Source organism: Nocardioides sp. B-3 (genome assembly GCF_024703895.1).
Lineage (GTDB): Bacteria > Actinomycetota > Actinomycetes > Propionibacteriales > Nocardioidaceae > Nocardioides.
Window position 1 is genome coordinate 2,259,603 of record NZ_CP087968.1, and the last position, 21,069, is coordinate 2,280,671.

Annotated in this window: 28 protein-coding genes and 1 pseudogene; 23 read left to right on the forward strand and 6 right to left on the reverse strand. The window is 70.3% G+C overall.

Annotated features, from left to right (window positions below; translation table 11 throughout):
* The first annotated feature begins 127 nt into the window (after positions 1-127).
* Together LP418_RS14945 and LP418_RS14950 are read left to right on the forward strand one after the other, a co-directional pair.
* Positions 128-1,162: an alpha/beta hydrolase gene (locus LP418_RS14945; protein ID WP_257952662.1), complete on the forward strand. Its 1,035-nt coding sequence runs from the start codon at positions 128-130 to the stop codon at positions 1,160-1,162.
* Positions 1,159-1,905: a hypothetical protein gene (locus LP418_RS14950; RefSeq protein WP_257952663.1), complete on the forward strand. Its 747-nt coding sequence runs from the start codon at positions 1,159-1,161 to the stop codon at positions 1,903-1,905. The genes LP418_RS14945 and LP418_RS14950 overlap by 4 nt, the downstream gene beginning before the upstream one ends.
* A 219-nt stretch (positions 1,906-2,124) precedes the next feature.
* Here the strand turns inward: LP418_RS14950 and LP418_RS14955 are convergent, their stop codons facing one another.
* The gene (locus LP418_RS14955; RefSeq protein WP_257952664.1) at positions 2,125-2,487 is read right to left on the reverse strand and encodes a DsrE family protein; all 363 of its coding nucleotides are present in this window, start codon (positions 2,485-2,487) and stop codon (positions 2,125-2,127) included.
* 23 nt (positions 2,488-2,510) lie between these two features.
* Between LP418_RS14955 and LP418_RS30945 the strand changes: the two genes are divergently transcribed.
* From LP418_RS30945 to LP418_RS14980, 8 genes and pseudogenes are all read left to right on the forward strand, one after another.
* The gene (locus LP418_RS30945) at positions 2,511-2,639 is read left to right on the forward strand and encodes a hypothetical protein (protein WP_336275726.1); all 129 of its coding nucleotides are present in this window, start codon (positions 2,511-2,513) and stop codon (positions 2,637-2,639) included.
* Positions 2,609-2,791, forward strand: a pseudogene (locus LP418_RS30950) (FABP family protein); the annotation flags it as partial. The gene LP418_RS30945 and the pseudogene LP418_RS30950, both read left to right, overlap by 31 nt.
* Positions 2,792-2,903: 112 nt before the next feature.
* Positions 2,904-3,005: a heme-binding beta-barrel domain-containing protein gene (locus LP418_RS30955; protein WP_336276082.1), complete on the forward strand. Its 102-nt coding sequence runs from the start codon at positions 2,904-2,906 to the stop codon at positions 3,003-3,005.
* Positions 3,006-3,074: 69 nt separating this feature from the next.
* On the forward strand, positions 3,075-3,443 hold the full coding sequence (locus LP418_RS14965) for a Fur family transcriptional regulator (protein ID WP_257957053.1): 369 nt from the start codon (positions 3,075-3,077) through the stop codon (positions 3,441-3,443).
* Positions 3,440-4,141, forward strand: coding sequence for a hypothetical protein (locus tag LP418_RS14970; RefSeq protein ID WP_336275727.1), 702 nt, complete (start codon positions 3,440-3,442; stop codon positions 4,139-4,141). Before LP418_RS14965 ends, LP418_RS14970 begins: the two co-directional genes overlap by 4 nt.
* Complete coding sequence (locus LP418_RS30960) at positions 4,108-4,386, forward strand: hypothetical protein (RefSeq protein WP_336275728.1); 279 nt, start codon at positions 4,108-4,110, stop codon at positions 4,384-4,386. Before LP418_RS14970 ends, LP418_RS30960 begins: the two co-directional genes overlap by 34 nt.
* Positions 4,383-4,682: a hypothetical protein gene (locus LP418_RS14975; protein ID WP_257952665.1), complete on the forward strand. Its 300-nt coding sequence runs from the start codon at positions 4,383-4,385 to the stop codon at positions 4,680-4,682. Before LP418_RS30960 ends, LP418_RS14975 begins: the two co-directional genes overlap by 4 nt.
* 290 nt (positions 4,683-4,972) lie before the next feature.
* The gene (locus LP418_RS14980; protein ID WP_257952666.1) at positions 4,973-5,182 is read left to right on the forward strand and encodes a GNAT family N-acetyltransferase; all 210 of its coding nucleotides are present in this window, start codon (positions 4,973-4,975) and stop codon (positions 5,180-5,182) included.
* 3 nt (positions 5,183-5,185) lie between these two features.
* On the opposite strand, the gene LP418_RS14985 is transcribed toward LP418_RS14980, so the two are convergent.
* Positions 5,186-5,914 carry a winged helix-turn-helix transcriptional regulator gene (locus tag LP418_RS14985; protein ID WP_257952667.1) on the reverse strand — a complete coding sequence of 243 codons (729 nt, stop codon included), beginning with the start codon at positions 5,912-5,914 and terminating at the stop codon, positions 5,186-5,188.
* Positions 5,915-6,101: 187 nt separating this feature from the next.
* Here LP418_RS14985 and LP418_RS14990 point away from each other — a divergent pair, with 187 nt between their 5' ends.
* From LP418_RS14990 to LP418_RS15010, 5 genes are all read left to right on the forward strand, one after another.
* Positions 6,102-6,257, forward strand: a complete 156-nt coding sequence (locus LP418_RS14990) for a hypothetical protein (RefSeq protein ID WP_257952668.1) — start codon at positions 6,102-6,104, stop codon at positions 6,255-6,257.
* Positions 6,258-6,552: 295 nt separating this feature from the next.
* Positions 6,553-7,146, forward strand: coding sequence for a hypothetical protein (locus LP418_RS14995; protein WP_257952669.1), 594 nt, complete (start codon positions 6,553-6,555; stop codon positions 7,144-7,146).
* Positions 7,136-7,513 carry a hypothetical protein gene (locus LP418_RS15000; protein ID WP_257952670.1) on the forward strand — a complete coding sequence of 126 codons (378 nt, stop codon included), beginning with the start codon at positions 7,136-7,138 and terminating at the stop codon, positions 7,511-7,513. The genes LP418_RS14995 and LP418_RS15000 overlap by 11 nt, the downstream gene beginning before the upstream one ends.
* The gene (locus tag LP418_RS15005) at positions 7,510-8,616 is read left to right on the forward strand and encodes a hypothetical protein (protein ID WP_257952671.1); all 1,107 of its coding nucleotides are present in this window, start codon (positions 7,510-7,512) and stop codon (positions 8,614-8,616) included. The genes LP418_RS15000 and LP418_RS15005 overlap by 4 nt, the downstream gene beginning before the upstream one ends.
* An 87-nt stretch (positions 8,617-8,703) precedes the next feature.
* On the forward strand, positions 8,704-9,480 hold the full coding sequence (locus LP418_RS15010) for an FkbM family methyltransferase (protein WP_257952672.1): 777 nt from the start codon (positions 8,704-8,706) through the stop codon (positions 9,478-9,480).
* A 303-nt stretch (positions 9,481-9,783) separates the two neighbouring features.
* On the opposite strand, the gene LP418_RS15015 is transcribed toward LP418_RS15010, so the two are convergent.
* A complete protein-coding gene (locus LP418_RS15015; RefSeq protein ID WP_257952673.1) occupies positions 9,784-10,794 on the reverse strand; it encodes a hypothetical protein in 1,011 nt (336 codons plus the stop codon).
* 77 nt (positions 10,795-10,871) lie between these two features.
* Here LP418_RS15015 and LP418_RS15020 point away from each other — a divergent pair, with 77 nt between their 5' ends.
* From LP418_RS15020 to LP418_RS15030, 3 genes are read left to right on the forward strand one after another with little or no spacing between them, the layout of a single operon-like run.
* A complete protein-coding gene (locus tag LP418_RS15020) occupies positions 10,872-11,561 on the forward strand; it encodes a YveK family protein (RefSeq protein WP_257952674.1) in 690 nt (229 codons plus the stop codon).
* Complete coding sequence (locus LP418_RS15025; protein ID WP_257952675.1) at positions 11,512-12,567, forward strand: hypothetical protein; 1,056 nt, start codon at positions 11,512-11,514, stop codon at positions 12,565-12,567. Before LP418_RS15020 ends, LP418_RS15025 begins: the two co-directional genes overlap by 50 nt.
* A complete protein-coding gene (locus LP418_RS15030) occupies positions 12,530-13,105 on the forward strand; it encodes a hypothetical protein (RefSeq protein WP_257952676.1) in 576 nt (191 codons plus the stop codon). Before LP418_RS15025 ends, LP418_RS15030 begins: the two co-directional genes overlap by 38 nt.
* 36 nt (positions 13,106-13,141) lie before the next feature.
* On the opposite strand, the gene LP418_RS15035 is transcribed toward LP418_RS15030, so the two are convergent.
* Positions 13,142-13,456: a glycosyltransferase gene (locus LP418_RS15035; protein ID WP_257952677.1), complete on the reverse strand. Its 315-nt coding sequence runs from the start codon at positions 13,454-13,456 to the stop codon at positions 13,142-13,144.
* Positions 13,378-15,279 (reverse strand): acyltransferase family protein, encoded by a 1,902-nt coding sequence (locus tag LP418_RS15040; protein ID WP_257952678.1) that lies wholly within the window; start codon positions 15,277-15,279, stop codon positions 13,378-13,380. Before LP418_RS15040 ends, LP418_RS15035 begins: the two co-directional genes overlap by 79 nt.
* A 166-nt stretch (positions 15,280-15,445) precedes the next feature.
* Between LP418_RS15040 and LP418_RS15045 the strand changes: the two genes are divergently transcribed.
* Both LP418_RS15045 and LP418_RS15050 read left to right on the forward strand, forming a co-directional pair.
* Positions 15,446-16,420: an NAD-dependent epimerase/dehydratase family protein gene (locus LP418_RS15045; RefSeq protein WP_257952679.1), complete on the forward strand. Its 975-nt coding sequence runs from the start codon at positions 15,446-15,448 to the stop codon at positions 16,418-16,420.
* Between the two features lie 152 nt (positions 16,421-16,572).
* Positions 16,573-17,625 (forward strand): glycosyltransferase family 4 protein, encoded by a 1,053-nt coding sequence (locus LP418_RS15050; protein ID WP_257952680.1) that lies wholly within the window; start codon positions 16,573-16,575, stop codon positions 17,623-17,625.
* Between the two features lie 185 nt (positions 17,626-17,810).
* Here the strand turns inward: LP418_RS15050 and LP418_RS15055 are convergent, their stop codons facing one another.
* Entirely contained in the window at positions 17,811-18,239 is a 429-nt protein-coding gene (locus LP418_RS15055) for a hypothetical protein (RefSeq protein ID WP_257952681.1), read from the reverse strand.
* A gap of 668 nt (positions 18,240-18,907) precedes the next feature.
* On the opposite strand from LP418_RS15055, the gene LP418_RS15060 reads away from it, so the two are divergent.
* The 3 genes from LP418_RS15060 to LP418_RS15070 all read left to right on the forward strand — a co-directional run bounded on the left by LP418_RS15060 (position 18,908) and on the right by LP418_RS15070 (position 21,052).
* Positions 18,908-19,762, forward strand: coding sequence for a sulfurtransferase (locus LP418_RS15060; protein ID WP_257952682.1), 855 nt, complete (start codon positions 18,908-18,910; stop codon positions 19,760-19,762).
* Positions 19,762-20,058, forward strand: a complete 297-nt coding sequence (locus tag LP418_RS15065) for a DUF1416 domain-containing protein (RefSeq protein ID WP_257952683.1) — start codon at positions 19,762-19,764, stop codon at positions 20,056-20,058. Before LP418_RS15060 ends, LP418_RS15065 begins: the two co-directional genes overlap by 1 nt.
* 187 nt (positions 20,059-20,245) lie before the next feature.
* Entirely contained in the window at positions 20,246-21,052 is an 807-nt protein-coding gene (locus LP418_RS15070; protein WP_257952684.1) for a DUF4395 family protein, read from the forward strand.
* Positions 21,053-21,069: the final 17 nt, after the last annotated feature.

Sequence of the window (21,069 nt, forward strand, 5' to 3'; positions counted from 1 at the left end):
CGACGGAGGCGCCGACGGTGCTGGGAAGAGTGGTGCTGGCCACGATTGCTTCGGACATGCCCGCCAGTCTGGCACCGCATCGTGAACGGCAGGTGTCCGACGACCGCGGTGCGCATAGGTTGCTCGCGTGAAGATCATCGACACGGTCGAGGCCCTGACCGCGAAGTCACTGCTGGCCCTTCCCGAGCGGATTCAACGCAGGCTCGCCGGTCGGCCGGTGGTGCTGGACGGGCAGACGCTGGCCACCGAGACCCAGCTGCTGCTGCGACTCCAGCGGGTGGCGCGCGAGCCTGCTGTCGAGTCGTTGCCGATCCCCGAGGGACGCACCGCCCTGCTCAAGCAGTCACTCCCGGTCGGCGGCACCCAGCCCGTCGGACGCGTCCGCGACGAGAAGGTCACGGGTCTCCCCGCCCGGCTCTACGAGCCCACGGGTGCCCCGGCCGTCGGGCCGATGCTGGTCTTCTTCCACGGCGGCGGCTGGATCTACGGCGACCTCGACTCGCACGACGCCGTCTGCCGGGTCCTCGCCGAGCGCGCGGGGGTCCGGGTGCTCGCGCTGGACTACACCCTGTCGCCGGAGGTGGTGTTCCCATCGGCGTACGACGAATGCGTCCGCGCCTATGCCGAGATCGTGGAGAGGGCCGACGAGTGGGGAGCCGATCGCACCCGTCTCGCCGTCGGTGGCGACAGCGCGGGTGGCAACTTGGCCGCCGGCGTGGCGATCGAGGCGGCGCGGCAGGGCTGGCCGTGCGCCTTCCAGCTGCTCGTCTACCCGCTGACCGACGCGACCGGAGCGGCGCAGAGCCGCAAGACCTTCGCCAGCGGCTTCTACCTCACCGCGGAGTTCATCGCCCCGGCGCGCGCCAACTACGCCCCCGATGCCCGGACTCGGACGGACCCGCGGGTCAGTCCGTTGTACGCCGACCTGCCCGCGGGCCTCGCCCCGGCCCTCGTCGTCACTGCCGGCTTCGACCCGCTGCGCGACGAGGGGGAGGCCTATGCCGAGCGGTTGCGCGGAGGCCGGTGTCGAGGTGGAACAGGTCCGTTTCGACAGCTTGATCCACGGGTTCTTGAACATGGTCGGCGTCGGGCGCGAGACCGGGCGAGCGGTTGCCCGGATCGCCGACGCGTTGAAGGCGGGCTTGGCAGACTGAGGCGGTGAAACGTCCTGACCGAGCGCGCCCGGCCCGGCTGGTCGTCACGATCGGTCTCGGGTTGGCCTCGTTCGTGCTGACTGGGCAGCTCACGGAGTCGATCGCTCCGGTCACGTCCTACCTGCTGCCGTTCCGGGTCTTCGAGTTCTGCTTCGGCGTCGCGCTCGCCTCTCGTCGGCGGCCGGTGCAAATCGCTCGCCCTGCGGACCGTCATCGGTCTCATCGGTGTCGTCGCTTTGCTCGGGGCGCTGCCCCTGTCCGAGGCGACGATCACGCTGCTCGTCCTCGGTGCGCTGATCCCCGCGGCCCTGAGCCACCACCTGCTCGAGCAGCCGATCCGGGAGCGCTCGGACCGCGCCGTACCCACGCTCGCGGTCGCGGTCGTCGGGGTGCTGGTGCTGTCGATCGTCGGCGCCGGCAGCGCGGCGGTGGCCTGCCGGCCGTCCTCGAGCGGGCGGACGAGCAGGACGTCAACGTGGTGGCCCGGGTCTACCCGGACTGCCCGCCGCTCGGGCTCAGCCGGGCACGGGCGTGGGAGTTCCTGAGCGGCTTCGAGCAGGACTCACCCGGCTGGAACAGGTGGGCCAGCTGCGTCGTGGTCAACCACCCGGCATCGCTCGACGTCGCCACGCTCGGTGCTGGAGGTGGGGTGGTCACGATCGCGGCGGCGCGCTGGCCGGCCTACCCGGGCGGCGCGGAACCGGCCGTCGAGGCCGTGCTGGCCAGTGCCGCACGCACCTGCTGCGGGTGATGGCGTGCGCCCTCGACCGGCCGGCTGCCGATGCCTTCGTCGCCGACAGCACACAGTGGTTGCGCACGGTCGTGGATGACGTGCCCTGATCGATCTCACGGCCCACCTGTGTGACCACCTCACCTGCTCCGCAGGGTCCTACCTGGACACCACGCGCCTCGACGCGCGGCGGGTCGAGGCGCTGGCGCCGTACTTCGACGAGGTCTTCGACCGGCTCGATCAGTAGACGAGCGCCTGCACGCCGTCGCCCGGGATCTCCTCGGCGAAGACCGCGGCGCCGGCGATGCTGACGCCTTCGCGAAGGTCGCCCTCCACGATGCCGCGCCGGGCCGCGCACTGCGTGCACACGGTGACGCGACCTGCGGCGACCACCACTGCGAGCAGGTCGGCCGGGGGCGTGGCAAGGTCGAGCGAGAACTCCTCGGCGCGGCCCGGGACGCCGAACCAGGCTGCCTCACCGGTCAGCCACAGGGACACGTCGGCGCCGCTCGCCGTGGCGGCCGCGGCCACCGTGAACGCTTGGTTGCAGCGCTCCGCATCCTCGGAACCGCAGGTGACCTTGACGACGAGTGGGCGAGCCATTCCCACAGCCTAGAGTGAGCGTCATGGTCTTCGAGATCCCCGACAACCTGCACCCCAACTGCGCCCCCGTCGCCCGGCTGCTCGGCACTGGCGCGGCAACGGGCACGGGGACTACCCGACCATCGACGGCTTCGAGTTCGGCCGGGAGCTGATCTTCACCCACGACGGCCGGCCCTTCTTCCACTACATGGCGCGCGCCTGGATCGTCGACGCCGAGGGCGAGCTCGTCCGCGACGCCGCGATGGAGTCCGGCTTCCTGCGCTGCCCCGAGCCCGGCAAGCTCGAGCTCCTGCTCGCGCACAACACGGGCTTCGCCGAGGTCTGGTACGGCGCCGCGGACGCCGGCAAGGTCGAGCTGCACACCGCCGGGGGTGGCCTTCACGGAGACCGCCAAGCACGTCGACGCGGGGTCGCGGATGTACGGAAACGTGGAGGGCGACCTGCTCTACGCCTACGACATGGCGGCGATGGGGCAGGAGCTCCAGCCCCACACGTGGGCCCGGCTGAAGCGAGCCTGACGTGGCCGACGAGCTCGCCGATCGGCTGCGGGGAGCGGCTATCGCCTCACTCCCCAGCGACAGCTGATCCTGCGCGCCGTCGAGGAGCTCGGGCACGCGACGGTCGACGAGGTGCTGGCGCAGGTGCGCACGCAGGCGAGCGCCGTCAACGCGTCGACCGTCTACCGCACGCTGGAGGTGCTCGAGGAGCTCGGCCTCGTGCGGCACACGCACCTGAGTGATCGCGCTCCGACCTACCACTCCGCCAACGAGCCGGAGCACTTCCACCTCGTGTGCCGGAATTGCCAGCGCGTGCGATCCGTTGAACCAGACGTGGCCACCGCCCTCGTGGCGACCCTGCGAGACGACCACGGCTTCGCGGTCGACCCGGGCCACCTCGCCATCTTCGGCAACTGCATCAATTGCGACAGCGCAGACAATCAATTGGAGTCTTCATGACCAGCCCCCTGCTGCACCTGCCCGGCGCCGTCGGCGGCGATGGGATCGACGCCCCGGTCGCGGCCCACTACGGCTCCTTCAACGGCGAGCAGCGGGTCCTCGAGTCCGGCGACGGGTTCGTGGATCTCTCGCACCGCGACGTGATTCGCGTCGAGGGGCCTGACCGCCTCACCCGGCTGCACAGCCTGACCACCCAGTTCTTCGAGGGACTCGCCCCCGGGGTCTGGACCGAGTCGCTGATCCTCAGCCCCAACGGCCATGTCGAGCACGCCTTCGGCGGCGTCGACGACGGCGAGGCCTTCGTGGCGCACACCGAGCCGGGCGCCGGCCGTGCCCCGGTCGACTTCCTCGACCGGATGCGCTTCATGATGCGCGTCGAGGTCACCCTCAGCACTCCAGAGACAGCCGTGGCGTGGCGCCCCGCCGACGAGCGGGCGCGCTGCGACGTACGACTTCGTGCCCCGCGACCGCCTCGAGTCCTACGCCGAGGCCGCCGGCCCGGCTGCCGGGCTGTGGGCCTTCGAGGCGCTGCGGATCGCCCGGGGCGAGCCGCGTCTCGGCCTCGACACCGACCACCGCTCGATCCCCAACGAGCTCGGCTGGATCGGTCCGGCCGTGCACCTCGAGAAGGGCTGCTACCGCGGCCGGGGAGACGGTCGCGCGCGTGCACACGCTCGGTCGCCCGCCGCGGCGGCTGACCCTGCTGCACCTCGACGGCTCGGAGAACCGACTGCCCGTGCGGGGCTCGGACGTGACGGTCGGGGAGAAGGCGGTCGGCTTCGTCGGCACGTCCGCACGCCACCACGAGCTCGGCCCGATCGCGCTGGCCCCGGTCAAGCGCAACGTCCCCATCGATGCGGTGCTCACCGTCGAAGGCATGCCCGCCGCGCAGGAGGTCATCGTCGATCCCGAGGTGGGCCTGCACGTGCGGCCCCAGCGGTGAACCTCGACCTCGTCCGCACCATCGCCGATGCCGCCACGGACGTGGACGGCGCCGACCCACTCGACGAGGGGACCCGGCTATCGCTGCGCGCGGGCGACTCCGGCTGGAGCGGAGTCGTCACCGACGACGGCTTCGCGCTGACCCACGGCGAGGAGCTGCACCTCGTCGTCACCCCCTCCGCCCGTGGTCGCGGCCTCGCCACGTCGTGGCTGGGCGACGTCGACGGCCCGGCCCGAGCGTGGTCGCACGGCGGTCACCCCGCGGCAGCGCGCCTTGCCGAGCGTTTCGGTTTCTGAGCGGGTCCGCGACCTGTGGGTGATGCGGCGCTCGATGAACGACCCCTTGCCGCCTGTCAGCGACGTGGCGATCCGCGCGTGGACCCCCGCCGACACCGACGAGCTGCTGCGCGTCAATGCCGAGGCATTCGCCCACCACCCCGAGCAGGGCGCGCTCGACGAGGCCGGACTCGCCGCCCGGATGGCCGAGCCGTGGTTCGATCCCGCCGGGCTCCCGGTCGCCGTCGAGGGTGGCCGGATGCTCGGCTTCCACTGGACCAAGCAGCACTCCGCCTCGCTCGGCGAGGTCTATGTCGTCGGCATCGCCCCCCGAGGCCCGGGGCCGCGGGCTCGGCCGAGCGCTCACCCTCGCAGGGCTCCATCACCTCGCCGGGCTCGGTGTCTCGGAGGTCCTGTTGTACGTCGAGGCCGACAACCACGCCGCGCGATCGACGTACACAAAGCTCGGGTTCGCGCACGCCGACGCGGACACGCACGTGATGTATCGCCGGAAGGCGTGAGCCTCACGCGTCGGAGCGGGCGGCCTCGGTGGCGTCGACGCCCGCCTGCTCCTTGGACGGCAGCACGAAGCGGTAGCCGACGTTGCGCACGGTCCCGATGAGGTGCTCGTTCTCCGGGCCGAGCTTGGCGCGCAGGCGCCGGACGTGGACGTCGACGGTGCGGGTGCCGCCGAAGTAGTCGTAGCCCCAGACCTCCTGCAGCAGCTGCTGGCGGGTGAAGACCCGGCCGGGGTGCTGCGCGAGGTACTTCAGGAGCTCGAACTCCTTGTAGGTCAGGTCGAGCGCACGCCCGCTGATCTTCGCGGTGTACGTCGCATCGTCGACCACCACCTCACCGGAGCGGATCACGTGCGAGGACGGGTCGGCTGCCTCACGCTCGGCGGCGAGCCGGCCGATCGCGAGCCGGATGCGGCCCTCGAGCTCGGCCGGGCCACACGTGTGGAGCACGACGTCGTCCATCGCCCAGTCGTGGGCGACGACGGCCGAGCCGCCCTCGGTGATGACGAGCAGGACGGGGACGTCGCTGCCGGTGGTGCGGATCAGCCGGCACAGGTCACGGGCGTGGGCGAGCTCCCGGCGACCGTCGACGAGCACGAGGTCGGAGTCGGGCGCCTCCAGCAGGGCGCTGCCCTCGGCCGGCAGGATCTTGACCGTGTGGCCGAGCAGGGAGAGGGCGGGCAGCACTTCGGCAGACGGCTGCAGTGCGCCGGTCAGCAACAACAAGGTGCCCATGATGAGTCCTCCCCACAATGGTGGAATACGTAAGGATAGGGCTCATGAGCACCCCTATCGACCGAAGTGGCGAGGTTGAGACGACCGTCACGGCTCGCTACTGGGCGGGCGGGGGCCGCGGCCGGGGTGGCGGAGGACGTCTTCGAGGTGTCCGGCCCCGGTCAGTCTGGCCGAGGTCGTACGCCGCGTGCTGGCCGCTCACCCCGGCCCTGACGTGGCCCGGACGATCGGAGTCTGCTCCGTGCTGCTCGGGGATCGGCCGGTGAGCAGCGAGGACGCCGCCGACGTGCTCGTCGACCCCGGCACCACGGTGGAGTTCCTGCCGCCCTTCGCCGGCGGCTGACCCCAGCCCACAGAACGCGTCGCGTGTCCGCGCAACAAATCTCGTGCGGGTTGCGTCAACCCCTTCGCGGGTCGGATTTCAAGGTGCACTTAATCTGTTTGATCTCACGCGTTTGTGGGAAGGTGCGGGCCGGAGGACGACTCAGTCCGCATTGTCCGATTTAGTAGGGGGAAGTATGAGCAACGCTATTTCGCGACGCCTCGGGCGTCGTTTGACTGCGATCGGTGCGGGTGCCGCACTCGTCGCCGCGGGACTGAGTCTGGGGGTGATGGCTCCCGCCAACGCGGTCTCGACCGTGACTGGCGGCGTCACCGACGGTCTCGGCAACCCGATCAGCGGTGACCTGAACGTCTTCAGGCTCGACACCACCACCGGTGTCTACGAGGAGTACTTCGACTTCGACGTCTACGCGAACGGCTACATCGACGGCAGCCTCTCCGACGGCACGTACAAGTTCTCGTTCGACACCGGCTACATCACCGAGTACTACAAGGACAAGGCCGACCCGGCCACGTCCGACGCCATCGTGGTCTCCGGCGGCGCGCCGGTCCAGCTCGGCGGCTGGACGATCGACCAGCCCTACATCCTCGGCAAGATCACCAACGCGGCCGGCAAGCCCCCGGGCGGCGCCGCTGTCGACGTCTTCAACGCGGCCGACGGCGACTACCTCGGTGGTATTCACGCGGACGACAAGGGCGCGTTCAAGATCCCGACGCAGGCTGCGCCGGTGAAGGTGGCCTTCTCGGCCAACGACTACGCCCTCGAGTTCTACTCGGACGCTGCTGACCTCGCGTCCGCCTACCCGATCACGGCGCTCGCCAGTGGCACCGACGTCGGCAACGTCGTGCTCGCCCCCCGGTGGCAGCGTCAGCGGCCGGGTGACCAGTGACGCGGGCGCTCCGCTCGAGTTCGTCCAGGTCTACGTCGGCAACTTCAAGTACGACTACACCGACAAGTTCGGCTACTACTCGGTCAAGAACGCCCCGACCGGCAGCCAGCAGGTGTGGTTCCACGGACCCGATCGGCGAGTACAGCTCGGAGTACTACAACAACGCCACCAACTTCAGCAGCGCCACCCCCGTCGCGGTGGGCGTCGGCCAGCACGTGGGCGCCATCAACGCCAACCTGACCCCGAAGCCGGCCGACCCGTCCAAGACGGTCGAGATCACCGGCTCGGTCAAGGACAGCCCTGGGTGCGCCGGTCGTCGGCGCTCCGATCTTCGCCGAGGGCACCCCGGCCCACGCGTCGGACGTGAAGCCGTTCGAGGTCGCCTACTCCAACCGGCAGGGCGTCTATGCCTTCACCGAGCTGGACAAGGTGCAGGGTGAGAACCAGTTCAAGATCAGCGCGGGGAGCGACCAGAGCTACATCGAGCAGGGTGACGACAACGCGTTCACCCTCTTCGGCTCCTACTGGGGCGGTAGCCGGGACTACGACCGCTCGCCGGCCGTGACCGTGACGCCCGGGACGCCCGTCGGCGCTGTCGACTTCACCCTTGAGCGCGCCGGCGGTCTCGCCGGTTCGGTGACCGGCCCGGCCGGCACCCCGCTGCAGCCCTCCGTGTCGGCCATGGGGGACCGCGACGGCAACTACACGAGCGTCTTCGCCGACTTCGAGGTGGACTCGACCTTCGAGACGCGGTCGATGCGCCCCGGCACCTACAAGATCCGCTTCGACGACTTCTCCGGCTTCCACGCCGGCGAGTGGTGGAAGGACCGGGCCAAGGTCGACGACGCTGTGATCATCACCGTGAAGGCAGGCCGGGTCACCGGTGGCCTCAACGCGGTGCTGGGCAACCAGCTCGGCGCCGTCGAGCGCCCGAGCATCACCTCGCCCTACGCGTGGGTCGGCAAGGCCCTCACCGCCGATCCCGGCGTGTGGAACGTCCAGACCAACACGGACTTCAACTACCAGTGGCTCGTCGGCACCACGGTCGTTGGTCAGGGTGAGACCTTCACCCCGACGACCGCCCACCTCGGCGACCATCTGACCGTGCGGGTGACCGCGGAGAACGGCAAGCTGCTCGGTTCCGCCACCTCGCTCGCCACGACCAAGGTCGGCTACCAGCCGAAGATCAAGGTCAAGGTCAAGGGCGACAAGGCGTCGCTGAAGGTCAAGGCGCCGCCGGTCAAGGGCAAGAAGGTCAAGGGCACGGTCGTCGTCAAGGAGATCGTCAAGGTCAAGGACAACGGCACGATCAAGTACAAGAAGATCGCCAAGGGCAAGATCAAGAAGGGCAAGGGCACCGTCTCGCTCAGCAAGCTGAAGAAGGGCAAGCACAAGCTTGTCTTCTTCTTCACCGGCAAGGGCAAGGTCGGTTCCAACGAGGAGAAGAAGAAGGTCAAGGTCAAGAACTGACCCCGATCCTCAGAGCGGGCCCCGGCGCACCTGCGCCGGGGCCCGCTTCCGTCCCCGGCCGACGATGAGGAGATAGGTTTCGCTCCCATGCGAAGAATCGCCCACCGGGCCTTCAACCGGGCGTCGTGGACGGTGCGCCGACTGCGCCCGGATCGCGAAGTCGTCCGCGTCGTGCAGGGAGTCGAGCTCCGGTTGCCGTGGTCGCACCGGCTCCCGGACTACGCGCGGTTGGCTCCGGCGTACGGCCAGAACATCGTGGCCCTGTCGACGGCACTGGGCGCGGCCGATCCGCTGCGACTCATCGACGTGGGTGCCAACGTGGGCGACACCGCGCTGCAGGTGTTGGCGGCCGTCGACGGCGAGGTGCTCTGCGTGGAGGGCGATCCGCACTGGCTCGACTGGCTGCATCGCAACGTCGACCGGGAGCCGCGGATCACGGTGCACCCGGGTCTGTTGTGGAGCGGCGACGACCGGCTCGACCTCGCGCCGGTCCGCCGCGGCGGGACCACCCGCTTCGCCCCGGGCGAGGCCGACGCGGCGCAGGTGATCACGCCCGCCGCGCTGCGAGTGGCCCACCCCGGCTTCGACCGGGTCCGCCTCGTCAAGAGTGACACCGACGGTCACGACGTGAGGCTGGTGCCGGCGCTGGCCGAGGCCCGGGCCGACGCATCGCCGGTGCTGTTCTTCGAGTACGACCACGGGCTCTCGAGGCTGGCCGGCAACGACCCGTTGGCGGTGTGGCCTGGACTGGCCGCCCCGGGACTATGCCGAGGTCGGGATCTGGGACAACCACGGCGTTGCCCCGGGCCGGGTGCCACTGGCCGAGATGTCCGAGGTTGCGACGCGTCTGGACCGGACCCGTGAGTGGGACTACTGGGACGTGGCGGTCGTCCATGCCGGGGACAGTGCCGGGCTGGCCGCGCTGCGGGGCGTGCTGCCCGCGGCCCTGGACCTCCTGAGCGTCGTCTGGGTCGGCCTTCGTCGGCGGCAGCGCGTAGAGAGCGACGGTGATGAAGAACCACAGGTGCCGGTCCCAGACCATGTTCTCCAGCTGCGCGAGGACGAAGTAGCCCGCGACGCCGACCAGCAACGACCCTCTCAGCCAGTCCTTGCGGCGTACGCCGTAGCGCAGCTGTCGCACCAGCAGGGCGGCGATCGTCCCCCAGATCAGGGAAGAAGCCGGCGAGGCCGAGGACGCCGCCCATGTTGGCGGACTCGAGGAACAGGTTGTGGGCGTCCAGCCCCTGCGCGAAGCCGAGCCCGGTCAATGGGTGGGCGCCGATCTCGGCCAGCGCGTCCGGGGCATTTTGGAGATGCTCGCCGTTGCTCAGGGTCACGAGACCGGACAGGTCGCCGCCGAAGGTCCGGTGCAGGGTGCTGCCGTGAGGAAGGAAGGGCATGGCGGCGGCCATCGCGATCCCGGCGGCGATCGTGGCGCCGACGGCGATCCGTAGCCCCCGGGCACGTCCGAGGACGGCGAGGTAGGCGATCGCCAGCAGGGTGCCGAGCAGGGCCGAGCGGGCCCCGGTGAGGAGCTGGCCCCAGAGGCACAGCACCGGGACTGCCGACGCCACGACGCGCTGCCGGGTCGACGAGGTGGAGACGAACCAGCCGATGGCCGGGACCACGCCGAACATCGTCGACACCGCCGGGTGCATGAGGTGCTCGCCGAGCCCCGACGCGCGCGAAGCCGGGAATGACGGGGCCGGTGATCGCCGCGACGGCGCTCACCGTGGCACCGGCGGCGTAGCAGCCGGCCAGCCAGCCGGCGAGCCGCGGGGACGGGCGGACGATCGCCAGTGTCCCCATGACCAACGGGATGCCGAGCAGGAACCGCAGGAGCCACTGCACCTGCCACCAGCCGTCCGTCGCGACCATCCCGAGCAGGCCGCCGGCGCACATCACGAGCGCGCCGGTGAAGGGCACGAGCACGCGCGGAGGCATCCGCAGTCGACCGAGGAACGGCAGGCAGCCCAGCACGAGCAGCACCAGAGCCGGGTCGCCGAGCGAGGCGCCGGGACCGAAGGGACGTACGCCGTTGAGGGGCTGCAGAAAGGCGACGATGCCCAGCAGCCGGGAGGCCGACGGTCCGCCGTACCGCTGGAAGCCGACGCCCGCCGCGACGACCGCGACGCCGAGCGCACAACCGATCAACAGGAGGGCGGGGTCGGTCAGCACGCCGACACCTTAGGCCGTCGTGGGGTGAGGGGCGGCCAATGTGATACTTGCGCGCAGTCCAGCCCGGAGGAGCAGCAATGTCCGTGAACGCCTATGTGCTGCGCATCCTTGCGCGCTGGCGCCTCATCGCGGTCTCGACCGTCGTCCTCGGGCTCGGGGCGCTGGCGATCACGCTCGCCGCGGACCCGGTCTACACGTCCCACGCCCAGCTCTACGTCGCCAGCGCGGGCGACGACTCGGACTCGGAGGCGATCGTCGCCGACGGCGTCCGTGTCAAGGGCCGTGCCTTGTCGTATGCCGCAGTCGCCAACACCGAGGCGATGGCCACCGTCGTCATCGATGACCTCGAGCTGGACGAGTCGCCCGAGGACGTTGCCGATCGGATCAACGCGGTGGTCCCGTTCGCAACGGTGCTGATCAACCTGTCGGCGACCGGCGACTCCCCGGAGCAGGCACGTGACCTCGCCGAGGCCGTGGTCCGCAACTACAACGACGTCCCGGCGGGCATCGAGACGGCCGACGTGGGCGGACTCCGTGTGGAGGTCTCGACGCTGAAGGAGGCAACCCTCCCCGAGGAGGCCACCTCGCCCCGACCATTGCTCAACATCCTCGCCGGACTGGTCGCCGGACTCCTGCTCGGCGTCGCGCTGGCGGTGCTGCGCGACCTGTTCGACCAGCGGGTCCGCACGCCCGACGACATCCGCGGCCCGGGGCTCGGTGCCGCTCGGCAGCATCAGCTCCGACGCGGAGGCCGACTCCGTGCGTGACGCCGTGCTGGCCATGACGGCCGGGTCCACGCAACGCTGTGTGGTTGTCACTCCTCTGCACGACGGGCTCGACGACATCGCCGACAAGCTGAGCAAGGCGTTCACGGCAGCCGGCTACCGGGCACACGCGGTCGCGCCGAAGCCCGGCCCCGACGGTGAGCGACAGGTCGCGGGACTGCGCGAGCAGCACGAGGTCCTTGTCGTCGCGGCGGCGCACGGTCTGCAGCTCGCCGCGGGCGCCGACGGAGCGATCCTCGTCCTCGAGGCCGGCCGGAGTCGGACGCGACGCCATCACCGAGACCGCACGACAGTTTGCCGACGTCGACGCGCGGGTGCTCGGAGTCCTGCTCGTCGAACCCCGCACCCGCTGATCGTGAGCCCGCCCCCGGGCGCCGGTCGGCTCCGACTCTCGGCCGGCCATCCAGCGGCCCGGCTGCTGCGTTCCTCGCTGCTGGCGCAGGCGGCCCTCGTGGTCTCCGGGCCGCTCGTGGTGCGCATGCTCGGCATCTCGGACCGCGGCCGTCTGGCGCTCGTCTTCGCCGTCGTGCTGCTCGTCAGCCGGGTGGGCGTGGCGGGGCTGCCGGCCGCCGTGACGTGGTTCGTCGCGAGCAGGCGGCTCGATGCGGCGGCCTTCCCGGGCGCGCCTGCAGCGACGCTTCGTGCGGCAGGTCGTTGTCTGCGTGGTGCTGGCCGCGGCCACGGTGCTCGTGCTGGACCAGCTCTCCCACCCGTTGCCGCGCGCAGGCCTGCTGGCGTTGATCGTCGGGCTGGGGGTCGCCGCGGTGATGGCGGCGATGATGGGGATGGCGGCGTTGCAGGGGCAGCAGAGGTTCGAGGCGCTGGCCCGGTTGCAGCCGTTGCCCGCGGTGTTCTATGCGGCCGCCACCGCGCTGCTGCTGCTCACCGGCGGCGGGTCGGTGTGGCTGTTGCTCGCGATCAGCCTGACCGGCTGGGCGGTCGTCGCGGTCGTGTCGCTCCGGCTGGTCGCGCGCGGCGTGCCGGGTGACGGCACGGAGTGGCCGACGGCAGGCGCCGTACGAACTTATGCGCGCAGCGCGCTCGTCACCACCGCGGCACCGATCGACACCCTCGGCATCGAGCAGCTCCTCGTCGGTCTCATCGGCGGGCACTATCTGCTCGGCCTGTTCACGATCGGCTGGGCCTTCGAGACCGGACCGATCGTCCTGCTGGTGGCGCTGGCGAGCTTCGTCGGCCCGCGGGTCAGCACGCTGTCGCCCGCCGAGCGTCCCGCGTTCGTACGCCGCTGGCTGCTCGTCGCAGTGGGCGTCGGCGTCGCTGCCTGCCCGGCCATCCAGCTCGTCCCGGCGCCGGTGCTGGTGCTGGCCTTCGGGGCCGAGGCCGAACCGGCGGTGCCGCTGGCGCGGGTGCTCGTCGTGGCCGGCGTCGTGCTGGGCCTGCGCCGGATCACGTCGGTGTGTCTCGTGGGCATGGGCGAGGCCGGGGCCGCCACGTGGTGTGAGCTGGTCGGGCTCGCCACGATGGTCGTCGGCGTGCTGCTCGCCGACCTGCCCCACGCCCCCTGACGACGGCCGGTTGGGCGCTGGCCGCCGCGGGCACCGTCACCCTGTTCGGCCAGCTCCCGGTGCTGGCCCGAGCAACGTCGTCAGCAGCTCGCGGGTCTGCGTGACGTTGTTGGCCCAGGTGAAGCCGGCCGCGTGCTGGCGGGCGGCGGCGAGCTGCGCCGGCGATGCGGCGAGTCCGTCGCGGACGGCGCGGGCGAGCTCGGCCGGCTGCCACGAGGACATCTCGAAGGCGTGACCGCCGGCCACCTCACGGGTCGCCGGCTCCGGGCCGATCACCACCGGGACGCCGAGTCGCATCCCCTCGACCACGGGCAGGCCGAAGCCCTCGAAGTCCGAGGGGAACAGCACCATCGAGGCACCCGCCAGCGTGCGCCGGAAGTCCGTCTCGCCCGGGGAACGGCGCCGGGCTCACGCTCCCGGCCGGGCCGCGTCGCACCACGCCCTCCTCGACGGTCGTACGGCGATCGCCCGAGACACCGAGGACGAGCAGCTCCGGCGCCGAGGGGCCGAGCAGCTGCCAGCCGTCGAGGACCGTGTCGAGGTTCTTGTTGGTGTGATGGGCGAACGTCACCACCCGCCCGGTCGGTTCGGCGGCCGGCCAGTCGTCGACGTGGTCGCCGCCGAGGTGAGCCACGACGGCGGGTCGGCCCACGGTGCTCGGATGCAGCGAGTGCAGGTCGGTCAGGGTGCGTTGCGAGATGCTGACGAAGCCGTCGGCCGGGGGCGTAGCCGCGGTTGTAGCTCGCCCAGCGCAGGGCCCGGCGCGCACGACCGAACTGCTCGGGTCGCAGCTCGTGTCGCAGGTCGTAGACGACGATGGCGAGCGGCACGTCGAGTCGCAGCAGCGTGGTGGCCGGGAGCGTTGCGAGCACCACGTCGGGCTCCAGCTCGCGGACCAGCCGTCGCAGGGCCCGCGTCTGGGCCGGGGGCCGCGCCAGCACCTCCGGGCCGCGTACGGCGATGTCGTGCCGCAGCAGGGGAGCGGGCACGTCGATCGTCGAGTCCGACTGCACCAGCACGTGGACCTCGTCGCCGGGGGCGACCGACGACCGGGCGGGCAGCAGGTTGTCGACGTACGTCCGGATGCCGCCGAACTTGGCGCTCATGGCCTCGATCAGGATGCGCATGCCGGCCGGTCCCTTCTGCCGACGGCCGCCGACCTGCGAGACGACGGGTGCTCGACCCAGTGGAAGACCGGGTTGCCGGCCACCGGGCTGAGGACGAGCGACGACGGCACGAGCACGGCCGGGGGCGCGGCGTCCCCGGTCAGGCCGAGCGGTTCGACGGCGAAACGCCAGAGGATCTCGATGACCGGGGCGTGCACGAGGTAGGTGCTGTAGGACCCGGTGCCGGCCCAACGGAGCGGGGCGCTGGAGAGCAGCCGCTGCGTCCGGTCCTGCCGGGCGGACAGGTCGTGCCGCAGCATCCACCAGATCAGCAGCGGGGTCGCGGCGGCTTCGAGGACCGGGAACCGGGTGCCGCTCTGGGGCAGGTCGCCCGCGACGACGATCAGGGCCGCCGTCGCGAACCCGACGAGTGCGCCGGGCAGCACCGCCGCCGGGAGCCGGCGGGTGTCGATGGCCGTGAGCGCCCGGCGCTGCAGACCGGTCCCAGAACGCGCTGACGAAGGCCAGCGCGAAGAACGGTGCGATGAAGCCGGGGGCGGCGAACGCGATGCCGAGCGTGAGCACGGTGCCGAGGGCGAGGGTGACAGCGCGACGGCGTACGAGCACGACGAGTGGAGCTAGCAGGTAGAGGTGGAACTCGACCGGGACGCTCCACATGGGGTGGCTGTACGGACTGATGCCGGCGAAATCGGTGAGCAGGAGGTAGTTGAGTGCTGTGTTGGTCCACGTCATCGGCAGGCCGACGTCCCAGTGGCTGCCGCCGGGGTGGCGCAGGCCCGGGAGCAGCATCGCGAGGATGGTCAGGGTGACGACGAACCAGTAGGGCGGCAACAACCGCCAGCTGCGACGCAGGAGGTAGCGGCGCGTCTCAGTGCCCGGGTCGCCGGGGCGCCAGTGCCGGCCCGGGAGATAGCCCGACAGCACGATGAACGACAGGACGGCCGCCTGCGACAGACCTCCCAGCGCCGGGAAGAACCGGGACCACGGTGGCGTCGGATCCTGCGGGATGACCGTGAGCAGCGTGTGCCAGAGAACGATGAAGACCATGGCCACGGCTCCGGACGCCGTCTGCCCGGGGCAGCGGCGGCGTCGGTGCCGGCGTGGTGTCGGCAGGCCTTGATCTCACAAGCGGAGGTTGTCACACGAGAAACAGTGACCGAATCGTTTCTCACGCGTTAACGTGCGTGTCGGGGTCAGGAACAAAGGACAGCGTGTGAGCGTGGACGTGTTGGTCGCCGGTGGCGGCGGCTTCATCGGTGGGCACTTGGTGTCGCGCCTGATCGACCGGGGACGCACGGTTCGCAGTGTCGACGTGAAGCCGCTCGACGAGTGGCACCAGGTGCATCCTGACGCCGAGAACGTGACGGCCGACCTGTCCCTGCTCGACGGCGCCATGAGCGCCTCGCAGGGGGTGGGCGAGGTCTACATGCTCGCCGCCGACATGGGTGGCATGGGCTTCATCGAGAACAACAAGGCCGCCTGCATGCTGTCCGTGCTGACCAGCACCCACATGCTGCAGGCCGCGCGGGCCCAAGGAGTCGAGCGCTACTTCTACTCCTCCTCGGCCTGCGTCTATCCCGCCGGGCTGCAGGAGGACTCCCGCGTCACCGCGCTGAAGGAGTCCGACGCCTATCCGGCCATGCCCGAGGACGGCTACGGCTGGGAGAAGCTCTTCAGCGAGCGGATGTGTCGGCACTTCGAGGAGGACTTCGGTCTCGTCACCCGGGTCGCTCGCTACCACAACATCTACGGCCCGCACGGGACGTGGAACGGCGGTCGGGAGAAGGCGCCGGCGGCCGTTTGTCGCAAGATCGCCGAGGCGGCGATCAGCGGTCAGCACGAGATCGAGATCTGGGGCGACGGGCAGCAGACCCGCAGCTTCACCCGGATCGAGGACTGCCTGCGCGGCACCGAGCTGGTCATGCACGGCTCGTCCGGCGAGCCCGTCAACGTCGGCAGCTCCGAGCTGGTCACGATCAACCAGCTCGTCGACATCGTCGAGGAGATCGCCGGGATCACCTGCGACCGCCACTACCGCCTCGACGCTCCGCTGGGCGTGCGCGGCCGCAACAGTGACAACGCCCTGATCGAGGAGCTCCACGGCTGGACGCCCTCCACCGCTCTGGCCGACGGCCTCGAGGTCACCTACGCCCGGGTCCACGACCGGGTGAAGCGTTCCCGGGGCTGAGGTCGTGCGACTCCTTGTCTTCGATTTCAGCGGCCACCCCTTCCGGGCCCAGCTGAGTCGCGAGCTCTCCCGTCGCGGGCACGACGTGACGCATGCCCGGTGCGATGCCTACGTCAGTGGGCACGGTCGGCTCGAGGCCGACGGCGACACGGATGAGGGGGCGACGGTGCGCTTCTCGCCGGTGTCGGTGGGGCGCACCATCGCCAAGACCAGCTATGTCCGGCGTTCGCTGCAGGAACTTCGCCTCGGCCCTGGACCTGATTGCCTTCGTACGCCGTACACGACCGGACCCGGTGCTCGTGTCGACGACGCCGGTGCCGATGCTGGTGATGCTGGCGGCGGTGTTGTGGCTGTGGCGTACGCCCCGGGTGCTGTGGCATCAGGACGTGCAGGCCGTCGCGGTGGCCCGACTTGCCGGGACCAAGCTGTCACCGATCTTCTCGCTGCTCGCCCGCGTGCTGGAGTGGGGTGAGCGCTGGTCCTCGCGGCGGGCCGCGGCGATCGTGGTGATCACCGAGGCCTTTCGCTCCGTGCACTCGCAGTGGGGCACCGCCGACAAGGTCACGGTCATCCCCAACTGGGCGCCGCTCGACGAGATCTCCCCGCGCGAGCGCGACAACGACTGGGCCGTGACGCAGGGCCTCGACGACGAGCCGACGCTGCTCTACGCGGGGACGCTCGGGCTCAAGCACGACCCGGAGCTGCTGGTCTCGCTTGCCGCATCCGTTCGGAAGCTCGGCACCCCGGTCAGGCTGGTCGTGGTCAACGAGGGTCCCGCCGTTCCCGTCGTGAAGGCCGCGGCCGCGCGGCTCGACGTGCCGCTGACCCTGCTGCCCTTCCAGCCGTACTCCGACCTGCCGGACGTCCCGGCATCCGGCGACATCCTCGTCGTGTTGCTCGAGCAGGACGCCGGCGAGTTCTCGGTGCCGTCGAAGACGCTGTCCTACCCGGCGGCCGGACGACCGGTGCTGGGCCTGATGCCCCCGGAGAACCTCGCGGCGTCTCTGGTGCTCGATGCCGGTGGTTTCATCGCGCCACCGGTGCGCTCATCGTTGCCCGCCGCGGGGATGTGGGCCGATCAGCTGCTCCGCGACCCCGCACGGCTGGCCCAGCTGGGCGCGGAGTCGCGCCTGCTCGCGGAGAAGGAGTTCGCGCTCGAGACCTGTGCGGACGAGTTCGAGCGGGTCCTCGCGGTATCCGGGTAGTTACCAAATGCCCGGATTCTGGGGGCCTCGCCGGCGCGGTAAGTAACTGAATACCTACCCAATCGGGCGAATTCGCCTTGGTCGGCGGCGTGGTTGGTAACGCGTTGCTTACCTCGCCGAAGGAGGGACCTGAAATCGAGGGGATTCGGTATCCACCTCGTTACCCGGATCAGGGTGCCGGTAGATCAGGTGGGTCGGTAGTAGGTGTAGCGCGTGGTGGAGGGCAGGACGTCCTCATCGCTCGCTGGCTCAGGGATCCCGTGTTCGATGTACGCGCGATGAGTGTGGAGGTGCAGCCAGTCGTGGGCGGTGCTCAGCTCCAACGGCTCGTGGGTGGCGGCGACCATCTGCCTCAGGCCGCGCACGAGCACCAGCGTCGAGTCCGGGGTGGGTATGTCGCGGCACATCGTCACTCGGTGGAGAACCTCACGCTCCCGGGCCTCGGTCCCGGCTACCCGACTGCCAACGAGTTCCCGGTGTCGACCGAGCTCGAGCATGGACAACCACACCCGCGTCCACTCGATCTCGTGCTCGTTGAGCGGCAGGAAGAGGGACACCGCCCGGAACAGGTCGAGGTCCGACCAGTACGGCGCGCGCACCCGGTCAGTGCGCATCGTGTCAGCGAAGAGTCGATCCGACCGATCCGGGCACGAGATCCATCGCGCGCCGATGACGGTGGCCAAGGCCTCCCACATGTGCGCTGTGGAGCCGAACCATTTGAGCGCCGCAGCTTGGGTGACGCCCTGCTGTCGGGCCAGGGACTCCGGCGGACACGGCACGGCAGCCCTCGGCCGCGATCAAAGGGATCGCGATGTCCGCGCAGTTCACAGCACGGTGGAGCGACCTCGGGTCCATGATCGGAGAATCGAGTTGGAAGAGTGGGTTGGTGGTGACTCCGGCTGTCATGCCTCCAGCCGACCACGATCCGTCCCACGCCCGCTGGCGTCATCCACAGGCCGTCTCAATCCATGGAACGTCCATCCAACATGCGAGACGAACTGAGTCTGGCGGTTGGTGCCGCCCTAGAGTCCTCACCATGTTCACGACCATGCTGACCAAGCGCCGCGCAGTGGATCACTGCCGCACGCGCTCGGCGCTGTGTCGAATGTCCTGACGGGTCCACACTTCATCCTCTGCTAAGTCCACTGTTCTTGTGGACTATTCTGCGAGAAGTGGGCCCGTTTCTGCATGCCGCTGAGTCGGCCTGCCCCTCTGCTTCCCATCAAGCCAGTCACCGAGCCATTCACCCCACAGCTGTCCGATCAATCAAGGAGCACATCCCATGAGCCGCGAAAACTCGCTCGTCTCGGCCCAGTGGGTCGAGGACAACCTCGACACCGCCGGCATCGTCGTGATCGAGGTCGACGAAGACACCACCGCCTACGACAAGGGCCACATCCGGGGAGCCATCAAGCTCGACTGGACCACCGACCTCCGGGACCGGGTCCGTCGCGACTTCGTCAACAAGGCGCAGTTCGAGGAGCTCCTCTCGAGCCGTGGCGTCAGCAACGACGACACCGTCGTGCTCTACGGCGGCAACAACAACTGGTTCGCCGCCTACGCGTTCTGGTACTTCAAGCTCTACGGCCACGCCGACGTCAAGCTCATGGACGGTGGCCGCAAGAAGTGGGAGCTCGACTCGCGCGAGCTCACCGCCGAGCTGCCCACCCGCGCCGCGACCACCTACGTCGCGCAGGAGCAGGACCACTCCATCCGCGCCTTCCGTGACGAGACCATCGCCGCGATCGACGTGCAGAACCCGGTCGACGTCCGCAGCCCCGACGAGTACGCCGGTCGCCTGCTCGCCCCGGCCCACCTCCCGCAGGAGCAGTCGCAGCGCGCCGGCCACGTCCCGACGTCGGTCAACGTGCCGTGGAGCAAGAACGCCAACGACGACGGCACCTTCAAGTCCGACGAGGACCTGACCAAGCTCTACGACGAGGTCGGCTTCGACCAGGACAAGGACACCATCGCGCTGTGCCGCATCGGTGAGCGCTCCTCGCTCACCCGGTTCGTCCTGAGCGAGCTGCTCGGTCGCAAGAACGTCAAGAACTACGACGGCTCGTGGACCGAGTACGGCTCCCTCGTCGGCGTCCCGATCGCCCTCGGCGACGAGCCCGGAACGGCTGACGCCTGATGTGCGGCGCGACTGAGGGCGGCCTGTCGCTCGACGGCGTCAACACGCAGATCGAGGCCGTGATACAGGGCCGGGTCACCCGCGAGGGCGAGCCCGTCCCCAACGCCTACGTGCGTCTGCTCGACAAGACGGGCGAGTTCACCGCCGAGGTCCCCACCTCGGCGACCGGACACTTCCGCTTCTTCGCGGGCGACGGTCAGTGGACCCTGCGCACGCTGGCCCCCAAGGCCGACCCCGTCGACACCGCGGTCACCGCGGCCATCGGCTCGGTGGCCGAGGTCGCAGTAGCGATCTGATTGGACACCGCCGGTTGAGCAGCGAGCGCCAGCGAGCGTGTCAAAACCAAGGTCACCTTGGTTTCGACACGGGCACGGCGGCCCTGCTCAACCAGCGGTGAATTGGAGGCTGTTGTGACTGGAATCGTGATCCCGGGCGTCGCCCTCGTCGTAGCCGTTGGCTTCGGCGCGTTCCGCCGCGCCACCGATGGCGGGTTTCGTGCCGCCTCGGCGGTCGAGGAGGCGCGCCAGCGCCGTCACGAAACCCCCGGACGACCGGGACTCGGCTTGGCAGCACCTGATCGACGCCCTGCCCCGGGAATCCCTCGGCGGGCGGGCGACGCTGGTCCAGTTCTCCTCGGCGTTCTGCGCCCCCTGCCGGACGACCCGGGTGGTGCTCGCGGACGTCGCAGAGCGGGAGATCGGCGTACGCCATCTCGAGATCGACGCCGAGAAGCACCTCGACCTCGTGCGAGCGCTCGACGTGCGCCGTACACCCACGACACTCGTGCTCGACTCACACGGCCGTGAGATCGCCCGCGCCGCGGGTGCACCCCAGCGGGCCCCGGGTCCCGGCCGCACTACCGACCGGAGTCGCTTCGTGATCGATCCTCGTGGGCCGCGATTCACCGCGGCCGTGACCCCGGTGCTGCTCGCGGTGGCACTGCTCGTCCCGACGCCCGTGGCCGTCGCGCTCGTCGCCATACAGGCGGTGTTCTTCCTGAGCGGCGTCACGCTCGGTGTCCAACGGACCCCGACTGCGTACGTCTTCAAGACGCTCGTCCGACCCCGGCTGTCGCCGCCCGGCGGGCTCGAGGACCCGCGGCCGCCGCGCTTCGCCCGGGGCGTCGGGCTCGCCTTCACGATCGTCGCCCTGCTCGGCTTTGCGACGGGTGCGCTGCTGGTCGCGCAGGTGGCCATCGGCTTCGCGGTCGTCGCGGCCATGCTCAATGCGGTGTTCGGGCTGTGCACCGGTTGCGAGCTCTACCTCCTCGGTTTGCGAGTCGCGCGCTAGGCCAAGCAAGATGCGCG

Coding starts and splice junctions, on each gene's coding strand:
- LP418_RS14985 (WP_257952667.1), bottom strand. CDS start 5,914: ATGGGCACCTTGTTGTTGCTGACCGGCGCACTGCAGCCGTCTGCCGAA.
- LP418_RS30955 (WP_336276082.1), top strand. CDS start 2,904: ATGTACGGAAACGTGGAGGGCGACCTGCTCTACGCCTACGACATGGCG.
- LP418_RS15050 (WP_257952680.1), top strand. CDS start 16,573: ATGAGGGGGCGACGGTGCGCTTCTCGCCGGTGTCGGTGGGGCGCACCA.
- LP418_RS14955 (WP_257952664.1), bottom strand. CDS start 2,487: ATGGCTCGCCCACTCGTCGTCAAGGTCACCTGCGGTTCCGAGGATGCG.
- LP418_RS15060 (WP_257952682.1), top strand. CDS start 18,908: ATGAGCCGCGAAAACTCGCTCGTCTCGGCCCAGTGGGTCGAGGACAAC.
- LP418_RS15065 (WP_257952683.1), top strand. CDS start 19,762: ATGTGCGGCGCGACTGAGGGCGGCCTGTCGCTCGACGGCGTCAACACG.
- LP418_RS30945 (WP_336275726.1), top strand. CDS start 2,511: ATGGTCTTCGAGATCCCCGACAACCTGCACCCCAACTGCGCCCCCGTC.
- LP418_RS14980 (WP_257952666.1), top strand. CDS start 4,973: ATGTCGTCGGCATCGCCCCCCGAGGCCCGGGGCCGCGGGCTCGGCCGA.
- LP418_RS15070 (WP_257952684.1), top strand. CDS start 20,246: ATGGCGGGTTTCGTGCCGCCTCGGCGGTCGAGGAGGCGCGCCAGCGCC.
- LP418_RS15020 (WP_257952674.1), top strand. CDS start 10,872: ATGTCCGTGAACGCCTATGTGCTGCGCATCCTTGCGCGCTGGCGCCTC.
- LP418_RS15040 (WP_257952678.1), bottom strand. CDS start 15,279: ATGGTCTTCATCGTTCTCTGGCACACGCTGCTCACGGTCATCCCGCAG.
- LP418_RS15035 (WP_257952677.1), bottom strand. CDS start 13,456: ATGGTGCTGTTCCCCTCGGACTTCGAGGGCTTCGGCCTGCCCGTGGTC.
- LP418_RS15010 (WP_257952672.1), top strand. CDS start 8,704: ATGCGAAGAATCGCCCACCGGGCCTTCAACCGGGCGTCGTGGACGGTG.
- LP418_RS15055 (WP_257952681.1), bottom strand. CDS start 18,239: ATGCGCACTGACCGGGTGCGCGCGCCGTACTGGTCGGACCTCGACCTG.
- LP418_RS14970 (WP_336275727.1), top strand. CDS start 3,440: ATGACCAGCCCCCTGCTGCACCTGCCCGGCGCCGTCGGCGGCGATGGG.